Consider the following 21,963-nt stretch of genomic DNA (forward strand, 5'->3'; position numbering starts at 1 on the left):
CAAATATATTATAGCACAAAAAAAATAAAAATAGAATAATACTTCTCACATATATATTACCTTGAAACTATAAAAAGTCAATACTTAAAAATCCTTTGTAAAAAAAATTTTTTTACTACACCTATACAAAAATTTATGATATAATTTATATGCACACAATATTTAACCTTGAAAGGAGCAAAAATGAAAAGAGAATTAGCATTAGAATTTGCAAGAGTGACAGAGGCAGCAGCGCTAGCGGCTCATAAATTAGTTGGTAGAGGTAACAAAGAAGAAATAGATAGAGTGGCTGTAGAAGCAATGAAAATAATGTTAAATAGAATTAAAATAAAAGGTGAAGTTGTAATTGGAGAAGGTGAAATCGATGAAGCACCAATGTTATACATTGGGGAAAAACTTGGTAGAACAGATGGAGATTATCTAGAAGTGGACATTGCTGTAGATCCTGTAGAAGGAACGCGTATGACTGCTCAAAGACAAGCAAATGCAATAACTGTACTTGCCGTAGGTAAAAAAGATACATTTTTAAAAGCTCCTGATATGTATATGGAGAAATTAATAGTTGGTCCTAACGCTAAAGGATTAATAGATTTAGAAAAACCATTAACAGAAAATATACAAATAATAGCTAAAGCTAATAATAAGGAATTAAAAGATTTAACAATAATAGTATTAGATAAACCTAGACATAAAAAAATAATTGAAGATTTACAAAAATTAGGTGTAAGTGTTTATGCATTACCAGACGGTGATGTGGCAGCATCTATATTAACTTGTATGGTAGATAGTGATATTGATGTTGTTTATGGAATAGGTGGTGCTCCTGAAGGTGTTATATCTGCAGCAGCAATAAGAGTTTTAGGTGGGGACATGCAAGCAAGACTTAAACTACGTAATGAAGTAAAAGGATACTCACTTGAAAATGATAAGATATCAAAAGATGAAAAACGTAGATGTGAAGAAAAAGGTCTTAATGTTGGTGCTGTTTTAAAATTAGATGATTTAGCAAAAGAAGATGAAATAGTCTTTTCTGCAACAGGTATTACATCTGGTGACTTATTAGAAGGAATAAAAAGACGTGGAAATATAGCTAGAACTCAAACATTATTAATAAGAGGTAGTTCAAAAACTATAAGATACATAAATTCTATACATAATTTAGATTATAAGGATGAGAAAATAAATCACTTAGTTAAATAGATGCTTAGGCATCTATTTTTTTGTAAAAAAAAGGGTGTCTTATAACACCTTTTTCTATGTGAATCTCCCTAAAAAAAGGTGATTTCACTAATTAGTTTGCTGAAAATAAGATTTTTGAAAGTCTAGAGCTTAAGTTATCTTTATTTTCAAGTAATATTTTCTTCACTTGATCTTCATTTTTACCTTTTAATGTTTTCATTGCTTTAGTACTTACTCTAACTTTAACTTCTTTACCATCAAGCATTAATTTCATAGTTTGAAGATTAGGTCTCCAAATTCTTTTAGTTGCTCTATTTGAGTGACTCACTAAGTTACCATGACCTACTTTTTTCCCAAATACTTCACAAATTTGCATATCTACACCTCCTGAATTCCTGTTTTCTAGATTTTAATTATACCATAACTTATAAGATTATTCAAGCAATAATCTCAAGTATTTTTACAATTTCCAAATTATTATACACTAAAATAAAATAAAATGCAAACGTTATTTTAATTTTACCTCTTTATTGTATAATAACTCTAGTAAATATTTTACTTTAATTAAAAAAGATGTTAAAACCAAACAATTTTAACATCTTAAATATTTATTATTAGAATACCGGGTATCCTTCTTCTTTATAGTTTTTTAATAAGAATTGTCTTACTTTTTCAGAAGTCATAGCTTTAGTTAAATCTTTAATCTTTTGACTATTTTTGTTATCTTCTCTAGCAGCAAGCATTACAGCAAATCTTGCATTTGATCCTTTTTCTAAGAATAATGCATCTTTAACTTTTACTCCAATTTTTAAAATATGTGATGGCCAGTTAAATGCTAAATCATATTCTTGGTATGCTTGAACTAATGAAGGTATTCCAACTGGAACTATTTTTAATCCTTTTTTGTTTTCTACTATGTATGAAATACTATTTAATCCATTACTTTTCCCTAATTTAATTAATCCTTCGCTTTCAAGTATTCTTAAAGCTCTATCTTGGTTAGTTGGATCACTTGGTATAGCAATTCTTGCACCATCTGGTATAGATTTTTTGTTCTTAATATTTTTCGAATAGAAACCAACTTTAACATCATATATAGGCTTAACTTTTACTAAAGTCCCATTATTTTTTTGATTAAATACTTGCATAAATGGCTCATGTTGATGGAAGTTTGCATCAAAATCTTTTGCGTTTAATCCAATATTAGCTGTTACATAATCTGTAAGTAATTTAATTTGTACATCATAACCTTGTTTTTTTAAATCGTCTGCTGCAATTTTAACTATTTCATTCATAGGATAACCCGCAGCTGCAATTTTAATAACTTTATCATTTGAAAAAGTCAGAGTTGAAAATACAATTGTGAAAAATAATAATAATTTTTTTAACATTAAGAATCTCTCCTTCTCTTGTCTAATTTTTTTGAAACATAGTTTCCAATAAACTGTATAGCAAATACTATAACTATCATTATAGATACCACCTTATATACTAAAGGATAATTATACTCTTGATATCCATACCTAATAGCAAAGTCTCCTATTCCTCCTCCACCAACTATTCCCATAACAGTAGAATAAGATATGAAGCTGATTATGCTAGAAGTTAAACCTAAAACTAAAGAACTTCTTGCTTCAACCAATAAGAAATGCCATACAACTTGAAAATTTGTCGCCTTCATAGATAATGCTGCATCTATTATTCCAGGATCTACATCATGAAAAGATTGTTCAACAAATCTTGCATAAAGTGCTACTGCTACAAAACATATAGGAAAACTTGCAGGTAATAAACCAAAAGCTGTTCCAAATACTAGTCTTGTTATCGGTATTAAAACTATAACCAAGATTAAAAAAGGAAAACTTCTTACCACATTAATGTATATATTAATAGGTATATATATACTAATATTCTCCTTTAATCCATCTTTTTTAGTTAGATAAAGTAATGAACCTAGGGGTATCCCTAAAAATATTGCACAAATAGTTGGAATTAAAACCATAATAAATGTATCTTTAATTGATGTTAGTAATTCTAAAGTAAGATAATCCATTATTTAAGCACCTCTTTTGCATATTCTAAATAAGTAAGTTCTCTTTCATCTTTAAGATCCTTATTTACATCAAATATTTCCAAAATTTTACCATTTTCAATTACAGCAACTCTATCACATATTTTCTTTGCTACATCTAATTCATGAGTAACAAACAATATAGTTGTACCATAATCCTTATTAATTTTCTTAAATAAAGATATAACCTCATTTTTTGTAATTTTATCAAGTGAAGCTGTTACTTCATCACATAATAATAAATTTGGGTTAGATACTAGAGCTCTTGCAATGGCTACTCTTTGTTTTTGACCTCCACTTAAAGAAGAAATATATTCATTTTTTTTATCTAGTAAACCTACAAAATTTAATACTTCTTCGACTTTAATGTAATCTAAACTTTTCTTTAAAATTAAAGGCAGCGCTACATTTTGGTATACATCCTTATTTTTTAGTAAATTAAAATTTTGAAATACAACAGACATTTCTATATTTTCATCTATACAAATTTCACCACTATCGGGCTTAATTAAACCTTGTATCATTTTTAGTACTGTTGATTTTCCACTTCCAGATTTACCAATAAGACCAAATATCTCACCTTTTTCTAGTTCCAAATCTAAATCTAAAGTAAAATCACCAAACTTTTTGTTTATATTTTTCAAATTCATTTTATCACCTAAGTAATTTTAACATATATCTAGTTTATTACCAAACTTTTTTTTAATATATTCAAAAAAAAATTATTTATATTCTTTTTTTGCACTTTTTATTTCACAATATGAAATACTACTCAATTTAACATTGCTTCTACATTGCATTAAAACAATATTTATTTACATATAAAAAAAAAGTTTTTACTTTTAAAGTCAGGTGTAAATTTGTTGTATATTTAATGCAAAATAATTACAACTAGCTTTTTTGTAAATTATAGAGTATAATATTACCACACAAATATTTATTTGAAAATTGGAGGAAGAGAAAATGAAAAAATTATTAATGAGCATACTTTTTGGTGCTTTCTTATTTTCTTGTGGAGGTAGTACAGAAACTGCTTCTAAAAGCGAAGAAAAATTAGTTTTCTATGCTGGATTACAAGAAGATCACGCAGCATTAATTGCTGAACAATTTACAGCTGAAACAGGTATACCTACTGAGTTCGTAAGAATGAGTAGTGGAGAAACTTTAGCAAGATTAAAAGCTGAAAAAAATAACATGGTTGCTTCTGTTTGGTATGGTGGACCAGTTGATGGTATCATCGCTGCAGATGCTGAAGGATTAATCGAAGCATATGTATCACCTACTTCAGAAGAAATATTAGACCAATTCAAATCTGGTGATGGAAGATGGACAGGTATCTATGTTGGTTACTTAGGATTTGTTGGAAACAAAAAAATATTAGAAGAAAAAGGTTTAGAAATGCCTAAATCTTGGGCTGATTTATTAGATCCTAAATTTAAAGGTGAAATCGTAGTTGCTCACCCAGGGTCATCTGGAACTGCATATACTATGCTTGCATCTTTAGTTCAATTAATGGGTGAAGAACAAGCTATGGCTTACTTCAAACAATTAGATGGTCAAATCAGACAATATACTAAATCAGGAACTGCACCTGGAAGAATGGTTGGTACTGGTGAAGTTGCTTTAGGTATTACTTTCTTACATGATGCTATCAAATATCAAAAAGAAGGATATACTGATATAATAATTTCAGCACCAAGTGAAGGTACTGGTTATGAAATAGGAGCTGTTGCTTTACTAAAAGATGCACCTAATAGTGAAGCTGGTAAGAAATTTATTGATTGGGTATTAACTAAGGAAGTGCAAGAATTAGGTAAAACAGTTGGTTCATTCCAATTCTTAACTAACAAAAATGCACAAAATCCTGAAGAAGCAGAACCAATTAAAGATACTAAATTAATTAATTATGACTTTGAATGGGCTGGAAAAAACAGAAAAGATTTAGTTGAAAAATATACTAAAGAAACTAGTTCAACAATACCTCAAAAATAGATAGGTTAAAATACAAGGGTGCATAACCCTTGTATTTTATTGAAAGGATTATTTATGTCAGATTTAAAATTAAAAATTAAAGGTGGCCTTAAAGACTTTAGGAAAATGTTAAATGATCCTATACTTATGGCAACTATAATATTTTCAATCGTCGTAGTAGCCTTCTTTATTTTAGTACCATTATATAATGTATTTTTAGAAAGTATTAAAGTAAACGAAAGTTTTAGTATAGTAAATTATATAGATTCATTTAAAAATTCAGGTAATTTACAAATCATACTAAATACTTTAGTATTAGGTTTTACTACAGGATTTATTTCATTAATTATAGGATTCATATTTGCATATTTAACTGTGTATATTAAAATTAAAGGTAAAGCTGTTTTTGATTTTATAGCACTTTTACCTGTAATTTCACCACCATTTATTGTTGCATTATCAACTATATTACTATTTGGTAGAACTGGTTTAATTACTAGAGGATTATTAGGTATAGAATATGAAATTTATGGATTCCATGGTTTAGTATTAGTACAAGTATTAAGCTTTTTCCCTATAGCATATATGATGTTAGTTGGATTATTAAACAATATAGATCCATCTGTTGAAGAAGCTTCAAGATCTTTAGGAGCAAATAGATTTAAAGTATTTACTACAGTAACTCTACCATTAATGGTTCCAGGACTTGCTAATGCTTTCTTATTAGTATTTATACAATCAATAGCAGATTATGCTAACCCATTTGTTATAGGTGGTAAATTCACTACTATAGCAGTTAAAATATTCCAAGAAGGAATAGGAAACTACCAATTAGGACTAGCATCTGCTCTATCAGTTATACTATTAACTATATCTATATCAATGTTTACATTACAAAGATATTATGTTAATTCAAAATCATATATTACTGTAACTGGTAAGGCATCACGTGCTAGAGAATTAATTAATACTCCTTTTGCAACTATTTCTGCAAGTATAATATTAATATTCTTATCAGCATGTGTTATAGGAATGTATATTTTAATACCAATAAGTTCATTTACAAAACTATTTGGAATAGATAATACTTTAAGCCTATATAATTATAGAGAAATATTTAAGTTTGCAAATAGAGTTAACCCTATAATTACTACTACTACTTTATCAATAATTGCAACTTTTGTTGCATCAATTTTCTCTATGATAATAGCTTTCTTAATTGTAAGAAAGAAATTCATAGGAAAAACATTTATTGAATTTACAGTAATGATGGGACTTGCAATACCAGGTACTATAATAGGTATAGGATATGCTTTAAGTTACAACAAAGTATATAACCTACCATTTACAAATATTACTTTAATTCCTACACTAACTGGTACAGGATTTATAATAATAATGGCATTCATAATAAGATCACTTCCAGTAGGAGTTAGATCTGGTATAGCAGCACTAGATCAAATTGATCCAAGTATAGAAGAAGCTTCTACAATACTTGGTGCAAATACTGTACAAACATTTACTAAAATTACTCTACCTATGATAAGAGACGCTTTCCTATCAGGATTAATATATTCATTTGCAAGATCTATGACACTAGTTTCTACAGTAGTATTCTTAATTTCTGCAAAATGGAAATTATTAACACCTACTATCATGGATAATGTAGATCAAGGTAGAATAGGTATTGCAGCTGCATATTGTACTATATTAATAGTAATAGTATCAATATTCATGTTATTAATGAAATTATTTATGAAACTATTAGAACCTAAAACTAAATAACAGGGAGACAAAAAATGAGTAAACCAATTAAATTAAATATACAAAATTTAACTAAAGTATTTACACCTAAAGGTAGAAGAGTAGTTGCCGTAGAAGATGTAAATTTAGCAATAGAAGAAGGAGAATTTGTATGTCTTTTAGGTCCATCTGGTTGTGGAAAAACTACTACATTAAGAATGATAGCTGGTTTTGAAACACCAAGTGAAGGACATATTACTATGAGTGGTAGAGATATAGCATATTTAACTCCAGATAAAAGAGGAATAGCAATGGTTTTCCAAAACTACGCTTTATTCCCACATATGAATGTTTATGATAACATAGCTTATGGATTAAAATTACAAAAAAGACCTAAAGAAGAAATTAAACAAAGAGTAGATAAAATATTAAAACTTATGAAAATGGAAGATTTTGCTGAACGTGTTCCGTCTCAAATGTCAGGTGGACAACAACAAAGAGTTTCACTTGCAAGAGCTTTAATAATGAATTCTGAAGTACTATTATTTGATGAACCATTATCAAACTTAGATGCAAAATTAAGATTACACATGAGAGATGAAATAAGAAAATTACAACAAGAAGTTGGAATAACTTCTATATATGTAACACATGACCAAGCTGAAGCTATGGCCCTTTCAGATAAAATAGTAATAATGAAAGATGGTAAAATAGCACAAGTTGGTTCTCCACAAGAAATATATCAAAAACCAAATTCTGAATTTGTTGCCAAATTCATTGGTAGAGCAAACATATTAGATGCTAAAATTATAGAAAATAGAGATAATTCAACATTAATATCTATATTAGGTGAAGAATATCTTGTAAATGAAAAGGTTGATTACACACCTGGGACTGATGTTAAAGTAGTAATTAGACCTGAATCTATTAAATTCACTGAAAATAAACATACTTTAGAAGTTTCTAAGAGTATATTTATGGGTGAAAACCATGAATATGAAGTTAAAAATGGAAATGAAGTTATAGAAATAGTACTTAACAATCCACATGGTAAAGATATCAAAAAAATAGGAGATAGTTTGAGTTTTGCATTTGATCAAAATTCAATACACATATTATAATGACAAGTATGCAAAATGCAATATTTTTAGCTAGAATACTAGTAGCTTGCGTATGTGGAGCAGCAATAGGTTATGAAAGAACAAGTAAAAATAAAGGAGCTGGTGTTAGAACTCACGCCATAGTAGCTGTTTCATCAGCTCTAATGATGATAGTTTCAAAATATGGTTTTGAAGATTCTATAAAATTTGACGCATCACGTGTTGCTGCACAAATTGTAAGTGGAGTCGGATTTCTTGGAGCAGGTATAATATTTGTAAGAAACAATAATGTTATTACTGGTCTTACAACTTCAGCTGGTATTTGGGGTACTGCAGGAGTTGGTATGGCTATTGGATCTGGATTAATATTTATGGGAGTTTCAGTAACAGTTATTATGCTACTTCTTCAAACAGTTATGCATAAAAATAATTTTTTACATAAAAATGAAGGTAATAGATACAAACTATATCTAAAAATGAATGAAGTATTACAAGACTTTCCAAAAATAAAACTTGAAATTATAAAAGATAATGTTTTAATAGAAAATCTTAACATAAACAAAAACGGTAGCAGCATAGATATAGAAATAGATCTTCTTACATTCAAAACTTTTGATAAAGTTGGTCTCTCAGAAAGATTGCTTGCTTATGAAAATGTAACATCTATTGAAATAGAATAATAAAAAGCAGAAAGTACAAATTGTATTTTCTGCTTTTTTATTACCAACTTCTTCCCCCTCCTCCTCCAAATCCACCACCAGATGAACCTGAAGAAGAAAATCCTCCTGAAAACGTAGAGCTTCCTCCATGTCTTTTACTATTATTAACTGTTTCACTAATACTTTTATTTATCATTCTATCATAATACATTCTATTATTTATGTGTGAATAATATAAATAATTATGTACTCTTTCAGTATTAAGAGATAATTTAGAAATTACATTATCTAACATTTTTAAATACTGATTTTCTAGTCCATATGCTATAGCAAATGGTAATATTTGTCTAAAATATCTAATTACATCATCTTCAGTAGTAAAATTTTTTATTCTATCTGTTTCTGTTTTTTGTAAGAATATCTCAAATCCCTTTGCTTTTGGATACTCCTCATTATATAGCTTAGTATATCTTTTTACTGATAATGCATTTGCTAAAGTGATAAAGAATAATAAACCCATTCCTATTAATATAGGCATTTCAGAAAAAATTGATCCTCCAGATATTCCAAATACAAATATGATAGTAATAATTGCAATAAAAACTACTATAAAGAAATATTTGAATACTTGTATTTCATAATCACTTGAATATTTACTTAGAAAATATAATTTTAATTCATTTTCTAATTCAGCTATAGCTGAATTATATTTAAATATATCATTTTTATGTAACATCATTTTATTTAAAAACATATTTTCTTCTTTTGATAATTCATTTTTAAAATATTCATAACTATCAACATCTATATAATATTGTTTTTCAATATAATCATCAAAACCTTTTTTCTTCTGATTAATCTGTTCTCCAACCTTAATTACATATTCTTCATACATTTCATGCTCTGGATTTTTTTCTCTTAATTTTACTATACCTTTTTGTAATAACATATATAGTACAACTATGAAATAAGTTGAATAAAAATTCTTACCTACCATTATTTTAGCAATTAATGGAGAAATATTAGGTGGCATATATTCAACCATAATAGTTTTCTTATATTTAAATTTATTGACCACCATTCTTATTAAGAAGTTAATTAATAGTATAGGTAATAATATAATACCAAAAACTATTAGTAATGGATAAGCCTTAACCCTATTATACCATAGATTAAAACCTGAATATTTAAAACTATCACTATTTAATAAGAAAGATAATCCTTCTCCCGGATTACTCACCTTAGTAGTTTTTATTTCATATCCTCCATCTACTTCTTTTAATTCATAATCTTTATTAGTCTCACCAACATATCCTGTAAATGCATCAATTTGTCCTTTTATACCAGTTATATTTAATTTAAAGTTTTCAACTGGCATTTCCCAATAGTTACCTAATGCATTAAAGTAAATTTGATTAATATTTTCATTACTTCTAATACTATTATATACCTTATACTTAATCTCATAATTAATATCTTTATTTGCTGGTAAATAAACATCACTTAATCCTAGTCTATATACCATAACATTATCTTCTATTTCTGTATATAGTCCTACTTCATTATTAAAATCCACATATCTTACAGAAAAATCATCTATTTTTACTCTATCTTCAAATTTAAAATAAGAACCGTTGCTATACTTGAAAGGGATAATTCTATAAATACCTCTTCTTCCTTCTGCATCCGTAATATATGTGATTTTTTCTGTTACATTTAATACTCCATTTTGTTCAACTTTAATATCCATTTCAAAATTTGATATTTTTTCAAAGGAAAAAGTGAAAATAGATAATAAAGTTACAAAAAATATCACCAATTTTTTCATATTAAAAACTCACTTTTGGTGCACTCTTAGCTTCAGCATCTTCCTTAAAGAATTCAGCATTTCTAAATTTTAATAGTCCTGAAAGTAAAACATTAGGGAATCTTCTAATAAAAGTATTTAATGTTCCAACTGTAGCATTATAGAATCTTCTTGTTCCTTCAATTTGATTTTCTATATCAGTTAAAGATTTTTGTAATTCTAAAAAGTTAACATTTGCCTTTAATTCTGGATAAGATTCACTTAATGCCATAATAGATTTTAAAGTCTTAGTTAATTCATTTTCCATTTTTCTAATTTCTTCTAAATTTTTAACATCATTTAAATCTAATTTAAGCATTCTACTTCTTGCATCTACAACATTTTGTAAAGTTTCACTTTCATGTTTTGCATATCCTTTTACTGTTTCAACTAAATTAGGTATTAAATCTAATCTTTTTTGTAAAAATGTTCCTATATTACTAAATGCAACTTGATTTTCATTATCAAGTCCTACATATTTATTATAAACACCCATTGCCCATAATCCAATTAAAACTACTACTCCTAAAATTACTAATAATGTCATTTTTATCACTCCTTATAATTTATCTATAAAATCTAATATTTCAGTTGTACCTATATTCTTTAAAGATGAATGAAAGAATACATCTTCATTACTAAATTCTAATTTTTTCCTAATCTCTTTTAATTGTCTAAACTTCTCATTATTTGATAGTTTATCACATTTTGTAAACACTATATAATATTCTATATCAAAATGTTCTAAATATTCTAGCATTTCAATATCTTCACCACTTGGAACACGTCTAATATCAAGTAATACAAATACTACCTTTTTTCTTTCAGAATTTAAATATTCAGATATGATACTACCCCAATTCTTCTTTACATTGGCTGGCACTTTTGCAAAACCATAACCTGGAAGGTCCACAAAATATCTATCTTTATTTACTAAGAAAAAATTAACTAGTTGAGTTCGACCTGGTGTTTTACTCGTTCTTGCCAAATTTTTTCTATTTACTATAGTATTAATTAAAGATGATTTTCCTACGTTAGATCTACCAACAAATGCTATTTCTGTATTACCCATTTTTTCAGGATAATCTGCAAGTTTTATACAACTTCTTGAATATTCTGCACTTTTAACTTCCATTATTTACCTCCTAACTCTATTTTCATTAATATATCTAAAGTATTAATATAGCTATTAGATATATCACTAGAATTATCTATTACATAATCCGCTTTTTCCTTTTTTATTTCAATATCTATTTGTTTTTCAACTCTAGAAATTGCTTCCTCATAGCTAAGTGAATTTCTTTTCATTATTCTTTCTATTTGGGTTTCTTTAGGTGCATATACAACTATAATTTTATCAAATAGGTATTCTAAATTCAATTCATATATCAAAGGTACATCTAAAACCATATATTCTTTTTCAGAGTTTTCTATTTCTTTTTCTAATCTTTCAATAATAATCTTATGCATATACTTATTAAGTATAGATAGTTTTTCCTTATCATTAAAAACTATTTTAGAAATTTCCTTTTTATCAAAAGTCCCAAATAAAGAGTATAGTTTTGATTTAACTTCTTCCATTTCATAAAGCTCTGCCGTAATTTTATCTGCATCAACATATGAACTTTTATCCTTTAAAATATTTTTTATGAATTCAAATATTTTACTTTTCCCCACACCTATAGATCCAGTTAATCCTATTATCATACTACTCCTTTATAAAAAAACATAGCCACTTACAATCAGAGCTTGTAAATGTTACCTTATGTTTAGTATTTTTAGGTATAAAATATCCTGTATCTTTTTTAATACTTATTTCTTCATCTTCAATTAAAAGTTTAGCATACCCTTCAAGCATATATACATACTCATCAATATCAGATATCATAAAATCTGTAACATTAGAATTAGATGTAATTCTTTCAACTCTAATCTTATCATCCATTAATATTTCAACAATTTCTCCATATTCATTAATCATTTTTCCTCTTTCTTAACAGATAAGTTACAAAAGTTTTTTTACCTCTAAATATTTCTTTAAAATTATCTACTACGTATCGTTTATCACTTCTTAGTTCCTTATCTCTTTCTATAGGAAGTATTAAAAAGAAATATCCTTCATCTTCTAATAATCTATATGTAGTATCAAGTAAATCAGAAAGATTTAAATTTATTTCAAATTTAGATATTTTTAATATTTCATCTTTAGGCATAAATCCACTGTTTACTTTATAGAAAGGTGGATTAGAAATAATATATTTAAATTTATTCGTATATTCAAATTCCTTAATATCAATATTATATAACTTAATATCTATATCATTTAATTTTACATTTTCCTCTAGAATTTTAAATACTTCTTTTTGCAATTCTACAGCATGAAATTCAGTAAAATTTTCATGTCTATACATCAAAAATGTTAAAGTTCCTATACCTGCTCCTATATCTAACATAGGCCCTTTTTCATCACCTAAATTACATTTTATAAACTCTACTAAATCTAATGCATCAGTTGTAATATTCAAAGCACCATTTTCATACTTAAGTCTCAAATCTACACTTTCTAAATAATGTTCCATTACTATAATTCCTACTTTCTAAACTATTTAGAATTAAATACATTATACCATTTTTATTGATAAAAAAAAAGACTAGAAAAACTAGTCTTACCAAAAAATTTCCCTTCCGTACTTACCAAATGAGTTTAATATTCTACCTTCATCATTATATTTTATTTGATAAAATTCAACTCTTCTATTAAAAGTTTTATTTACCTCTTTTACTAATTCTCTAAAATCAAGTCTTCCTTCTGCTGTAAAGTAAAATATTAATTTTTCTCCACCAAACATGTATTCACCTATTACTAAGTTCATTTCCGGCAGAACTCTTTTAACTATTTTTTTACATATAAAATATGCTTCTTTAGCTTTTTCATCAAGTATTTCTAATTCACTAACTTCTTCTTCCGTTAATTTTCTTTTTACTTTTCTAATCTTAATATCATCTTCTTCTGATTCTAAATTTACATTATTAAGCTTATTTTCTCCTAGTACTACTCCTATTTGATCTCCTCTAATAGTTTCCACTATAACATAATCACCCTTCTTATACTCGTCAACATTTTCAATAAAGAAAGGATATACTTTTTTTGTTTTTCTAAACCTTATGTTTACTATATTCATATTTACCTCTTTCTAAATCTTATTATTTTCTAAAAAACTATAGTATCCCTTATTAGAAATAATAATATGATCTGATAATCTTACATCAACAAAATTTAAAATATCTAATAACTTCTTGGTTAACTCAAAATCATCAAGAGATGGATTTACAACTCCACTAGGATGATTATGCACTACTATAATTGATTTTGCATTATATTTCAATATATTTTTTAATATTTCCCTAACATGGACTACACTTCTATCAACAGTTCCTAAAAAAATATTTTCATCTTTAATTAATATGTTTTTAGAATTAAAATAAAGAACCTTAAATACTTCTCTTTCCATGTCAATATATTCAAATTTCAAATAATTAATTAAATCTTCAAAACAACTTATTTTCTTTTCTTCTTCAAAACAATCACTAAAAAAAACATGTCTATATGTTAAATTTAATATTTCCAATAACTTTAAAGTTTTTTTGGAAAATAAATTCAAACCTTCTAAAACTAAAATATCCTCTCTTAAAACATTAGAAAGTTTCCCATATTTTTCTATTATTTCATTAGCTTGAATTTTAGCATTTTTCTTTTTATCAACAAATGCTATAATTTTTTCAAGTAATTCTATTTCACTCATTTATCCCCCTTGTGCTGCCCAGTATATTTTAGCATATATATATGTTAAAATCAAACTACAAAAAAAAGATGCCAATATAACTTGACACCTTATTTAATTATTTTTCATCTATTTTAAATGTAGATTCTTTTTTATCGAAAGTAAGTTTATAATCTCTTCCAGATTTTAATTCAACATCAAATGTTGTTTCACCTGTTGAAGTTGTAACTGTTTTATGTAATACTCCTGGTCTAGTCCATGAATATTCAGCAACTATTTCATTAGTTCCTGGTAAAGCATAGGCACCTTCTCCTGTTTCATCTGAAAAATGTGTTGCATATTCCCCATTAACTTTTATAATATTCATAGTATCTGTAACTATAAATCCACCACTTTTAGTAAAAATTTTTACAGCATTTGGATGTTTAGCTAAAAAATCCTCACCTTGTTTTTTTAATGACTTCTTATTCATGAAATGTGAAACCATTGAAAAGATTGCAAATAAAGATAGTATCCCTCCATAAAGTAACATCATATTTTTACTCATCTTTTTTTCCTCCTACTATTATTTTTTGTTTAACTCCAGTTAATTTTTCTATTTCAGCATACATAGTTTTAAATTGTATTAACCCTAATGGTGCACAATCAATAGTGTCTCCATTTATATGTAAATTCATATCATCTGCTGTGTTAGATTGTTTAATATTGTATGTAACTTCAGCACCTTTTAACTCATATTCTTTTACCAATTTATTTCTTTTATAAAATCTAAATTTAGTCCCTTCAACCTCAAATTTAATATCATCATAAAATACATTCATATATACTAATACCAGTGTAATAAATACACCTAAAGCTATACCCATTGTTTGGCTTAAAAAATATGTAGATAGTCCTCCAACAATAAGTCCACCAATTGGTGCACCTACTAGTGCCCATAACATTTTTAAAATACTTCTTTTATATACTGATTTCACTAGAAATCCCTCCTTAAAAATATCTTCTTAATATTATAACCCCCCTCGCTTTTTTTGTCAAGTGAATAAATGAATTTTGAAAATATGGTTTTTTTTTTTACTAAATAGACTTTTTTACTTAAGTATGGTAAAATTAATAATAAACATAAAGGTGGTGTATTAATGACAGATATAGAAATCGCACAAAGTTCAAAATTACTTCCTATAGAGGAAATTGCAAAAAAAATAGGTGTTGAAAAAGACATAGAATTTTATGGTAAGTACAAAGCTAAATTAAATCTAGATATCTTAGATAGACTAGAATCAAAAGCTAATGGTAAATTAATTTTAGTAACAGCTATTACTCCTACTCCATATGGAGAAGGTAAAACTACTGTTTCAGTTGGTTTAACTCAAGGTTTTAATAAACTTGGTTATTCATCTATTGCAGCTTTAAGAGAACCATCTCTAGGACCAGTATTTGGACTTAAAGGTGGAGCTACTGGTGGAGGTTATTCACAAGTATTACCAATGGAAGATATTAATCTTCATTTTACTGGTGATTTTCATGCCATAACTTCTGCAAATAACTTAATTGCAGCTATGTTAGATAATCACTTAAATAGAGGTAATGCTCTAGAAATAGATTTAAATAACATTTACTTTAAAAGAGTACTTGATATGAATGATAGAGCACTTAGAAGTATAACTGTAGGGCAAGGAAGTAAAATTAATGGTCCAGTTCATGATGCTTCATTTAAAATTACTGTTGCTAGTGAAATTATGGCTATATTATGTCTTGCAGAAAATTTACATGATTTAAAAGAAAAAATTGGTAACATTATTATTGCTAAAAATATACATGGTGATTTTATATATGTTAGAGATTTAAATGCACATGGTGCAGCTTCTGTCTTATTAAAAGAAGCTATCAAACCTAATCTTGTTCAAACTACAGAAAATACACCAGTTTTAATACATGGAGGACCATTTGCAAATATAGCTCATGGATGTAACTCAGTACTTGCTACAAAACTTGCACTTAAACTTTCAGATTATACTATAACTGAAGCAGGATTTGCAGCTGATTTAGGTGCTGAAAAATTCTTTGATATTAAATGTAGAAAAGCATCTATCACACCTGATATGGTAGTTATAGTTGCAACTGTAAGAGCACTTAAACATCACGGTAATGGAAACTTAGAATATGGACTTGAAAATCTTGATAAACATATAGAAAATATCAAAAAATTTAATTTACCTGTAATCGTAGCAATTAATAAATTTGCTGATGATACTCAAGAAGATTTAAATACTATAAAAGATTTTACTATAACTAAAGGTGTATTAGCAGTACCTGTTGAAATTCATGCAAAAGGTGGAGAAGGTGCTAAAGATTTAGTTAAAGAAATAGTTGAAGTATTAGACTACGTTGAAGAAATTCCTTCAGAAAGCGTTAATTCAGTTTTTGAATATTTATATACTCTAGATAAATCTATAGAAGAAAAAATAGAAACTATATGTAAAGAAATTTACGGTGCTAAAGATATAGAATATTCTGAATTAGCAATGGAGAAAATAAAATTATTCACTGAAAAAGGATTTTCAAATTTACCAATTTGTATGTCTAAAACTCCAGCATCAATTTCAGATGATCCTAAATTATTAGGAAAACCTGAAAACTTTACTTTCAAAGTAACTGATATTAATATATCTGCAGGTGCAGGTTTCTTAGTAGTAATGGCAGGAGATATAATGGATATGCCTGGATTACCTAAGGTTCCAGCAGCAGAACACATAGACATAGATGAAAAAGGAAATATAATAGGATTATCATAAAATTTAGCTGCATATCAATGCAGCTATTTTTATCTTGACTTAATCTATTTATGTGGTATACTAGATTAACGATATATATTTTTATAGAAAGGACGGTAAAAGATGAAAAATAACTTTTTTTCAGTTTTACAAAAAATCGGTAGAGCATTTATGCTACCTATAGCTGTACTTCCTATGGCAGGGATATTATTAGGAGTTGGAGGATCATTTACTAACCCAGTGTTAATTAACACATATAATTTAACTTTCCTTGCTCCAGGTACACCTATAAATTATTTAATGCAATTATTCTTTAATGTAGGATTATTTGTATTTGCAAACTTACCACTACTTTTCGCAGTAGGAGTTGCAATAGGTATGGCAAATAAAAACAAAGAAACTGCTGCACTTTCAGCTGTTTTAGGTTTCTTATTATTCCATACTATTATCAATACAATATTAACATTTAAAGGTATTACTCCTGATAAAGTTACTTATGACGCTTTACTTGCTAGTGGTTTAACAGAATCAGCAGCAAGAGGTACTGCCGCTTTATATGCAAGAGAATTAGGAATATTTACTCTACAAACAGGAGTATTTGGCGGTATAGTAACAGGTATTACTTCTGCATTAATTACTAATAAGTTTTCTGATAAAACTTTACCTGATTATTTAGCTTTCTTTAGTGGTAATAGATTAGTTCCAGTTATGACTATATTAATTTTCATACCTATAGCGGCTATAATTCCATTTATTTGGCCATCTATTTTCTTACTAATAGTTAAAGCTGGAGAATTATTTGCAGCTACAGGTGCAATAGGTACATTCTTCTATGGAACTACAATGAGATTACTAAATGTATTTGGATTACATCACGCTATTTATCCTTTATTCTGGTATACACAATTAGGTGGATACGAAGAAGTTGCTGGAACTATGATAGCTGGTGGACAAAATATTTTCTTTGCTCAACTTGCAGATCCAAGTATAAAACACTTCAGTGCAGCTGCTACTAAAACAATGACAGGTGGATTCCTACCTATGATGTTTGGTTTACCTGCTGCAGCATTAGCTATGTATCATACTGCTAAAAAAGAAAATAAAGGAGTAATTAAAGGTATATTATTATCTGCTGCACTAACTTCATTCTTAACAGGTATTACTGAGCCTATAGAATTTACATTCTTATTCGTTGCTCCTATACTTTATGTAATACATGCTGTTCTTGAAGGTCTAGCATATATGTTGATGTATGTATTAAACGTTGCTGTAGGTATTACATTCTCTCGTGGAATTATAGACTTTACATTCTTCGGTTTATTACAAGGTCCAGCTAAAACATCTTATCAATGGATATTAATATTAGGTCCTGTTTATGCAGTAGTATATTATTTCATATTTAAATACTTAATACTTAAATTCAACTTTGCTACACCAGGTAGAGAAGGTGGAGAAAATAAACTATATACAAGATCTGACTATAACGCTTCAAAAGAAGAAAAAAGTATTATAGATGAAATAGTACAAAACTTAGGTGGAGTAGAAAATATAGAAAACATAGATGCTTGTATTACTAGATTAAGAGTAACTGTTAAAGATCCAGAAATCGTAAGTAATGATGAAACATGGAAAGCATTACAAGCAAAAGGTGTAATAAGATCAGGAAATGGTGTACAATTGATTTATGGTACTCAAGCTGATATCTATAAAAATAAAATAAGAGACAAATATAAAATATAATTAAGTTGTGGCTTGGCCACAACTTTTTTATTACCATAAACTTTACTTTAACTAACCTTTTTGATATAATTAATGTATAAAAAATAGGAAAGGTTATCGATATGAAAAAGAAAATTACACTAGAAAATTTTAACGAAGTAAAACAAGTAAAACAAATTTCTACTATACTTTTAGGACTTCCTGAAGTTGATGATTTAGAAGCTGACTTAGACAATAATTCTATTACACTTTCTTTAAATACAGTTACATCAAATGAAATGATTAAATACTTTGTAAAATCAGCTAATTTTAATGTAGTTGATATTAAAGATGTGGAATAATTATGTTTTATGCATACTATATAGAAGAAGAAAAAAAATATGGAATAGTCAAAACATGGAATGAATGTCAAGCTCTTACTAAAGGTAAAAATGCAAGATACAAAAAATTTGAAAATAAAAATGATGCAACCAGTTGGCTAGAATCAGGTGCATTATATACTCCAAAATCTAAAGAAACTTCACAATTACATAAAGATGCAACATACTTTGATTCTGGTACAGGAAGAACTGGAACAGTAGAGGTTAAAGTATGTGATGTTTACGGTGATTCACTTCTACCCTTCATTATGCCTAAAGATAAAATTAATAGATATGGCAACTATTTCTTAAGTGAAAATAGAACAAATAATTTCGGTGAATTAACTGCTTTATTTATTGCACTTAAATATTCAATTAAATATAATATAAAAAAAATATGTGGAGATTCAAAATTAATTATAGATTTTTGGTCTATAGGTAGATATAACGAAGAAAAAATAGACAAAGATACTATTGATTTAATAGAAAAGGTAGTTAAACTAAGAAAAGAATTTGAAAAAATAGGCGGAGAAATTCTACATGTCTCTGGTGATATAAATCCAGCAGATCTTGGATTTCATAAATAAGAAAGGAATAAAAATGGAAAACATTACTTTAGATGAATTAGGAAACTATAGCCTAACAAATTTAAGAAAACTTGCTAAAGAACATAAAATTGAAGGTTATTCTACTATACCAAAAATGGAATTACTTAACAGATTATGCTACAGTCTTGCCACTGAACAAGGACTAATTTACTCATATGGAGAACTAGATATAATAAATGATGTATATGGTTTTTTAAGAAATACACCACAAAATATTGATGTATATGTTTCAAATTCTCAAATAAAAAAATTTGGATTAAGACAAGGTGATGTAATAGTAGGTGAAGTTAGAAAACCTCTAAATGATGAAAAAAACTTTGGATTATTAAAGTTAATTTATGTAAATGGTGAAAAAGGAGAACTTAGTCGTCAAAGACCTATGTTTGATGATTTAATTCCATCATATCCTATAGAAAGATTAGAACTAGGGGAAGGTAGTATTTCATCAAGAATTATTGATTTAATAGCTCCTATAGGGAAAGGACAAAGAGGCCTAATAGTTGCTCCTCCAAAAGCTGGAAAAACTACTATACTGTCTGATTTAGCAAATGATATTTTAAAGTATAATAAAGATGTTCAGGTTTGGATCATTTTAATAGATGAAAGACCAGAAGAAGTTACAGATATAAAAGAAAATGTAAAAAATGCAGAAATTTTTGCTGCAACATTTGATGAAAATACGTCAGTACATTTAAGTGTAACTGAAAAGGTTTTAGAAGCTGCCAAAAGAGAAATTGAAAAAGGAAATAACATAGTAATATTAATGGATAGTTTAACAAGACTTGCAAGATCATATAATATTGAAATGCCATCTAGTGGTAAACTTTTATCAGGTGGTATAGACCCTAAATCTTTATACATGCCTAAGAAATTCTTAGGAGCTGCGAGAAAAATTAGAGGTGGAGGAAGTCTTACTATACTTGCAACTGCATTAATAGAAACTGGTAGTCGTATGGATGAAGTAATATTTGAAGAATTTAAGGGTACTGGAAATATGGAATTAGTTTTAGATAGAGCATTACAACAATTAAGATTATTCCCAGCAGTAGATATATTAAAAAGTGGAACAAGAAAAGAAGAATTACTTTATTCTAAAAGAGAATTTGAGGCAATACTTAAATTAAGAAAGTTTATTTTAAAATTAAATGAAGCAGAAGCTCTTAAATTTTTAATGGATTTAATAAAAAGATATTCTAGCAATAGAGACCTACTTGAAAATATTGATTATGAATTAAAATTATAAGTTGACAAACATTCAATAGTAGTGTAAAATTTAACTATATATAATTTCTAGGAGGACGAAAATATGTCAAAAACAGTAACAATTATTAACGAAACTGGAATACATACAAGACCAGGGTCTGTTATAGTTAAAAAAGCTAAAGAATTCAAAGAAGATGGTACACAAATTATGTTATCATACAACGGAAAAGAAGCAAAAGCTGATTCTTTAGTAAAAATATTATCTTTAGGTATTAAAAAAGATGCTGAAGTTGTTGTATCTGCTGAAGGACCAAGTGCAGAAAAAGCAGTTGAAGAAATGGCTGAATTATTATCAACACTAGTAGATTAATAAATATTAAAATGCGTTGACAAAAATCAACGCATTTTTATTTTAACAAACTTTTTAAATATCTAAATATTTTTTCCTCTTCCATATCATTAATATAGTATACATCCTCTTCACCATTTATATATCCAAATAACAAATATGCAGCAAAGGTATTTGCCTCTTTCTCTAGATATGATGAAGCATTAATAAAATTCTCTTTAAATTCTATAGCATCGTCTCCATGTAAAAATGCATGCCCTAATTCATGTGAAAGTACCATTTTTTCCATAAATTCTGATAACTCTTCATTAATTGCAATAAACTTTCTATCACCAATTTTTTTAAAAAAACCTTTTATATTACCCAAATCTCTATATAATACTTCTATATTAGCTTTTTTTGCAATAATATATGGATCATTAGTTCTATAAGTCTCTACCATTTCATTTACTATGTCTTTTATCACTATTATTCTCCGTTTTTATTTATATAATACTTTTTATTAATATTTTTGTCAATAAAAAATCCCCTTTCGGGGATTTATATATAAATTAAAGAAAGAAAAATATCAAAATTATAAACTTATGTTTTCTTCTGTTT

Annotated in this window: 26 protein-coding genes; 11 read left to right on the plus strand and 15 right to left on the minus strand. The window is 27.3% G+C overall.

What is annotated here, in order from left to right; all coding sequences use genetic code 11:
- Window positions 1-183 precede the first annotated feature (183 nt).
- Window positions 184-1,200, plus strand: coding sequence for a class II fructose-bisphosphatase (glpX, locus tag AYC60_RS06020; protein WP_067322439.1), 1,017 nt, complete (start codon window positions 184-186; stop codon window positions 1,198-1,200).
- A gap of 91 nt (window positions 1,201-1,291) precedes the next feature.
- Here the strand turns inward: glpX and rpmB are convergent, their stop codons facing one another.
- The 4 genes from rpmB to AYC60_RS06040 form a co-directional block, all read right to left on the minus strand.
- On the minus strand, window positions 1,292-1,555 hold the full coding sequence (gene rpmB / locus AYC60_RS06025; RefSeq protein ID WP_067322441.1) for a 50S ribosomal protein L28: 264 nt from the start codon (window positions 1,553-1,555) through the stop codon (window positions 1,292-1,294).
- 238 nt (window positions 1,556-1,793) lie between these two features.
- Window positions 1,794-2,570 (minus strand): MetQ/NlpA family ABC transporter substrate-binding protein, encoded by a 777-nt coding sequence (locus AYC60_RS06030; RefSeq protein ID WP_067322443.1) that lies wholly within the window; start codon window positions 2,568-2,570, stop codon window positions 1,794-1,796.
- Entirely contained in the window at window positions 2,570-3,232 is a 663-nt protein-coding gene (locus AYC60_RS06035) for a methionine ABC transporter permease (RefSeq protein WP_067322445.1), read from the minus strand. Before AYC60_RS06035 ends, AYC60_RS06030 begins: the two co-directional genes overlap by 1 nt.
- On the minus strand, window positions 3,232-3,900 hold the full coding sequence (locus tag AYC60_RS06040) for an ATP-binding cassette domain-containing protein (RefSeq protein WP_067322447.1): 669 nt from the start codon (window positions 3,898-3,900) through the stop codon (window positions 3,232-3,234). Before AYC60_RS06040 ends, AYC60_RS06035 begins: the two co-directional genes overlap by 1 nt.
- Before the next feature lie 313 nt (window positions 3,901-4,213).
- Between AYC60_RS06040 and AYC60_RS06045 the strand changes: the two genes are divergently transcribed.
- Genes AYC60_RS06045 through AYC60_RS06060 form a run of 4 tightly spaced genes read left to right on the plus strand, consistent with a single transcriptional unit; the run spans window position 4,214 to window position 8,744 of the window.
- Window positions 4,214-5,242 (plus strand): ABC transporter substrate-binding protein, encoded by a 1,029-nt coding sequence (locus AYC60_RS06045; protein WP_067322449.1) that lies wholly within the window; start codon window positions 4,214-4,216, stop codon window positions 5,240-5,242.
- Between the two features lie 54 nt (window positions 5,243-5,296).
- Window positions 5,297-7,006, plus strand: a complete 1,710-nt coding sequence (locus AYC60_RS06050; protein WP_067322452.1) for an ABC transporter permease — start codon at window positions 5,297-5,299, stop codon at window positions 7,004-7,006.
- 14 nt (window positions 7,007-7,020) lie between these two features.
- Window positions 7,021-8,085 (plus strand): ABC transporter ATP-binding protein, encoded by a 1,065-nt coding sequence (locus tag AYC60_RS06055; RefSeq protein WP_067322455.1) that lies wholly within the window; start codon window positions 7,021-7,023, stop codon window positions 8,083-8,085.
- An 8-nt stretch (window positions 8,086-8,093) separates the two neighbouring features.
- Window positions 8,094-8,744 (plus strand): MgtC/SapB family protein, encoded by a 651-nt coding sequence (locus tag AYC60_RS06060; protein WP_197416994.1) that lies wholly within the window; start codon window positions 8,094-8,096, stop codon window positions 8,742-8,744.
- 40 nt (window positions 8,745-8,784) lie between these two features.
- On the opposite strand, the gene AYC60_RS06065 is transcribed toward AYC60_RS06060, so the two are convergent.
- From AYC60_RS06065 to AYC60_RS06110, 10 genes are all read right to left on the minus strand, one after another.
- Window positions 8,785-10,551: a DUF2207 domain-containing protein gene (locus tag AYC60_RS06065; protein ID WP_067322461.1), complete on the minus strand. Its 1,767-nt coding sequence runs from the start codon at window positions 10,549-10,551 to the stop codon at window positions 8,785-8,787.
- A gap of 1 nt (window position 10,552) precedes the next feature.
- Window positions 10,553-11,116 carry a LemA family protein gene (locus tag AYC60_RS06070; protein WP_067322464.1) on the minus strand — a complete coding sequence of 188 codons (564 nt, stop codon included), beginning with the start codon at window positions 11,114-11,116 and terminating at the stop codon, window positions 10,553-10,555.
- Window positions 11,117-11,128: 12 nt separating this feature from the next.
- Complete coding sequence (yihA, locus tag AYC60_RS06075; RefSeq protein ID WP_067322467.1) at window positions 11,129-11,704, minus strand: ribosome biogenesis GTP-binding protein YihA/YsxC; 576 nt, start codon at window positions 11,702-11,704, stop codon at window positions 11,129-11,131.
- Complete coding sequence (gene coaE / locus AYC60_RS06080; RefSeq protein WP_067322469.1) at window positions 11,704-12,276, minus strand: dephospho-CoA kinase; 573 nt, start codon at window positions 12,274-12,276, stop codon at window positions 11,704-11,706. The genes yihA and coaE overlap by 1 nt, the downstream gene beginning before the upstream one ends.
- A 1-nt stretch (window position 12,277) precedes the next feature.
- The gene (locus tag AYC60_RS06085; protein WP_067322472.1) at window positions 12,278-12,550 is read right to left on the minus strand and encodes a cupin domain-containing protein; all 273 of its coding nucleotides are present in this window, start codon (window positions 12,548-12,550) and stop codon (window positions 12,278-12,280) included.
- Window positions 12,543-13,148 (minus strand): methyltransferase, encoded by a 606-nt coding sequence (locus AYC60_RS06090; protein ID WP_067322474.1) that lies wholly within the window; start codon window positions 13,146-13,148, stop codon window positions 12,543-12,545. Before AYC60_RS06090 ends, AYC60_RS06085 begins: the two co-directional genes overlap by 8 nt.
- A gap of 87 nt (window positions 13,149-13,235) precedes the next feature.
- Window positions 13,236-13,751 (minus strand): PSP1 family protein, encoded by a 516-nt coding sequence (gene ricT / locus AYC60_RS06095; RefSeq protein WP_067322476.1) that lies wholly within the window; start codon window positions 13,749-13,751, stop codon window positions 13,236-13,238.
- A 12-nt stretch (window positions 13,752-13,763) separates the two neighbouring features.
- Window positions 13,764-14,372: a JAB domain-containing protein gene (locus AYC60_RS06100; RefSeq protein WP_067322479.1), complete on the minus strand. Its 609-nt coding sequence runs from the start codon at window positions 14,370-14,372 to the stop codon at window positions 13,764-13,766.
- 97 nt (window positions 14,373-14,469) lie between these two features.
- Complete coding sequence (locus tag AYC60_RS06105) at window positions 14,470-14,898, minus strand: hypothetical protein (protein WP_067322482.1); 429 nt, start codon at window positions 14,896-14,898, stop codon at window positions 14,470-14,472.
- Window positions 14,891-15,328, minus strand: coding sequence for a hypothetical protein (locus tag AYC60_RS06110; protein ID WP_067322484.1), 438 nt, complete (start codon window positions 15,326-15,328; stop codon window positions 14,891-14,893). Before AYC60_RS06110 ends, AYC60_RS06105 begins: the two co-directional genes overlap by 8 nt.
- A 162-nt stretch (window positions 15,329-15,490) precedes the next feature.
- On the opposite strand from AYC60_RS06110, the gene AYC60_RS06115 reads away from it, so the two are divergent.
- The 6 genes from AYC60_RS06115 (at window position 15,491) to AYC60_RS06140 (ending at window position 21,384) form a co-directional block, all read left to right on the plus strand.
- Complete coding sequence (locus AYC60_RS06115; RefSeq protein WP_067322486.1) at window positions 15,491-17,146, plus strand: formate--tetrahydrofolate ligase; 1,656 nt, start codon at window positions 15,491-15,493, stop codon at window positions 17,144-17,146.
- A gap of 102 nt (window positions 17,147-17,248) precedes the next feature.
- Window positions 17,249-18,865, plus strand: a complete 1,617-nt coding sequence (locus AYC60_RS06120) for a PTS transporter subunit EIIC (RefSeq protein WP_067322488.1) — start codon at window positions 17,249-17,251, stop codon at window positions 18,863-18,865.
- A 101-nt stretch (window positions 18,866-18,966) separates the two neighbouring features.
- Window positions 18,967-19,185: a hypothetical protein gene (locus AYC60_RS06125; protein ID WP_067322491.1), complete on the plus strand. Its 219-nt coding sequence runs from the start codon at window positions 18,967-18,969 to the stop codon at window positions 19,183-19,185.
- A gap of 2 nt (window positions 19,186-19,187) precedes the next feature.
- Window positions 19,188-19,790: a ribonuclease H family protein gene (locus AYC60_RS06130; protein ID WP_067322494.1), complete on the plus strand. Its 603-nt coding sequence runs from the start codon at window positions 19,188-19,190 to the stop codon at window positions 19,788-19,790.
- 13 nt (window positions 19,791-19,803) lie between these two features.
- Window positions 19,804-21,054: a transcription termination factor Rho gene (gene rho, locus AYC60_RS06135; protein WP_067322503.1), complete on the plus strand. Its 1,251-nt coding sequence runs from the start codon at window positions 19,804-19,806 to the stop codon at window positions 21,052-21,054.
- Window positions 21,055-21,117: 63 nt separating this feature from the next.
- Window positions 21,118-21,384: an HPr family phosphocarrier protein gene (locus AYC60_RS06140; protein WP_067322497.1), complete on the plus strand. Its 267-nt coding sequence runs from the start codon at window positions 21,118-21,120 to the stop codon at window positions 21,382-21,384.
- 37 nt (window positions 21,385-21,421) lie between these two features.
- On the opposite strand, the gene AYC60_RS06145 is transcribed toward AYC60_RS06140, so the two are convergent.
- Window positions 21,422-21,829: an ImmA/IrrE family metallo-endopeptidase gene (locus AYC60_RS06145; RefSeq protein ID WP_067322500.1), complete on the minus strand. Its 408-nt coding sequence runs from the start codon at window positions 21,827-21,829 to the stop codon at window positions 21,422-21,424.
- Window positions 21,830-21,963 lie beyond the last annotated feature (134 nt).

Source organism: Streptobacillus felis, assembly GCF_001559775.1.
Lineage (GTDB): Bacteria > Fusobacteriota > Fusobacteriia > Fusobacteriales > Leptotrichiaceae > Streptobacillus > Streptobacillus felis.

Bases quoted from the DNA above. Each gene is read 5' to 3' on its own strand.
- glpX (WP_067322439.1), top strand. From the start codon at position 184: ATGAAAAGAGAATTAGCATTAGAATTTGCAAGAGTGACAGAGGCAGCA.
- rpmB (WP_067322441.1), bottom strand. From the start codon at position 1,555: ATGCAAATTTGTGAAGTATTTGGGAAAAAAGTAGGTCATGGTAACTTA.
- AYC60_RS06030 (WP_067322443.1), bottom strand. From the start codon at position 2,570: ATGTTAAAAAAATTATTATTATTTTTCACAATTGTATTTTCAACTCTG.
- AYC60_RS06035 (WP_067322445.1), bottom strand. From the start codon at position 3,232: ATGGATTATCTTACTTTAGAATTACTAACATCAATTAAAGATACATTT.
- AYC60_RS06040 (WP_067322447.1), bottom strand. From the start codon at position 3,900: ATGAATTTGAAAAATATAAACAAAAAGTTTGGTGATTTTACTTTAGAT.
- AYC60_RS06045 (WP_067322449.1), top strand. From the start codon at position 4,214: ATGAAAAAATTATTAATGAGCATACTTTTTGGTGCTTTCTTATTTTCT.
- AYC60_RS06050 (WP_067322452.1), top strand. From the start codon at position 5,297: ATGTCAGATTTAAAATTAAAAATTAAAGGTGGCCTTAAAGACTTTAGG.
- AYC60_RS06055 (WP_067322455.1), top strand. From the start codon at position 7,021: ATGAGTAAACCAATTAAATTAAATATACAAAATTTAACTAAAGTATTT.
- AYC60_RS06060 (WP_197416994.1), top strand. From the start codon at position 8,094: ATGCAAAATGCAATATTTTTAGCTAGAATACTAGTAGCTTGCGTATGT.
- AYC60_RS06065 (WP_067322461.1), bottom strand. From the start codon at position 10,551: ATGAAAAAATTGGTGATATTTTTTGTAACTTTATTATCTATTTTCACT.
- AYC60_RS06070 (WP_067322464.1), bottom strand. From the start codon at position 11,116: ATGACATTATTAGTAATTTTAGGAGTAGTAGTTTTAATTGGATTATGG.
- yihA (WP_067322467.1), bottom strand. From the start codon at position 11,704: ATGGAAGTTAAAAGTGCAGAATATTCAAGAAGTTGTATAAAACTTGCA.
- coaE (WP_067322469.1), bottom strand. From the start codon at position 12,276: ATGATAATAGGATTAACTGGATCTATAGGTGTGGGGAAAAGTAAAATA.
- AYC60_RS06085 (WP_067322472.1), bottom strand. From the start codon at position 12,550: ATGATTAATGAATATGGAGAAATTGTTGAAATATTAATGGATGATAAG.
- AYC60_RS06090 (WP_067322474.1), bottom strand. From the start codon at position 13,148: ATGGAACATTATTTAGAAAGTGTAGATTTGAGACTTAAGTATGAAAAT.
- ricT (WP_067322476.1), bottom strand. From the start codon at position 13,751: ATGAATATAGTAAACATAAGGTTTAGAAAAACAAAAAAAGTATATCCT.
- AYC60_RS06100 (WP_067322479.1), bottom strand. From the start codon at position 14,372: ATGAGTGAAATAGAATTACTTGAAAAAATTATAGCATTTGTTGATAAA.
- AYC60_RS06105 (WP_067322482.1), bottom strand. From the start codon at position 14,898: ATGAGTAAAAATATGATGTTACTTTATGGAGGGATACTATCTTTATTT.
- AYC60_RS06115 (WP_067322486.1), top strand. From the start codon at position 15,491: ATGACAGATATAGAAATCGCACAAAGTTCAAAATTACTTCCTATAGAG.
- AYC60_RS06120 (WP_067322488.1), top strand. From the start codon at position 17,249: ATGAAAAATAACTTTTTTTCAGTTTTACAAAAAATCGGTAGAGCATTT.
- AYC60_RS06125 (WP_067322491.1), top strand. From the start codon at position 18,967: ATGAAAAAGAAAATTACACTAGAAAATTTTAACGAAGTAAAACAAGTA.
- AYC60_RS06130 (WP_067322494.1), top strand. From the start codon at position 19,188: ATGTTTTATGCATACTATATAGAAGAAGAAAAAAAATATGGAATAGTC.
- rho (WP_067322503.1), top strand. From the start codon at position 19,804: ATGGAAAACATTACTTTAGATGAATTAGGAAACTATAGCCTAACAAAT.
- AYC60_RS06140 (WP_067322497.1), top strand. From the start codon at position 21,118: ATGTCAAAAACAGTAACAATTATTAACGAAACTGGAATACATACAAGA.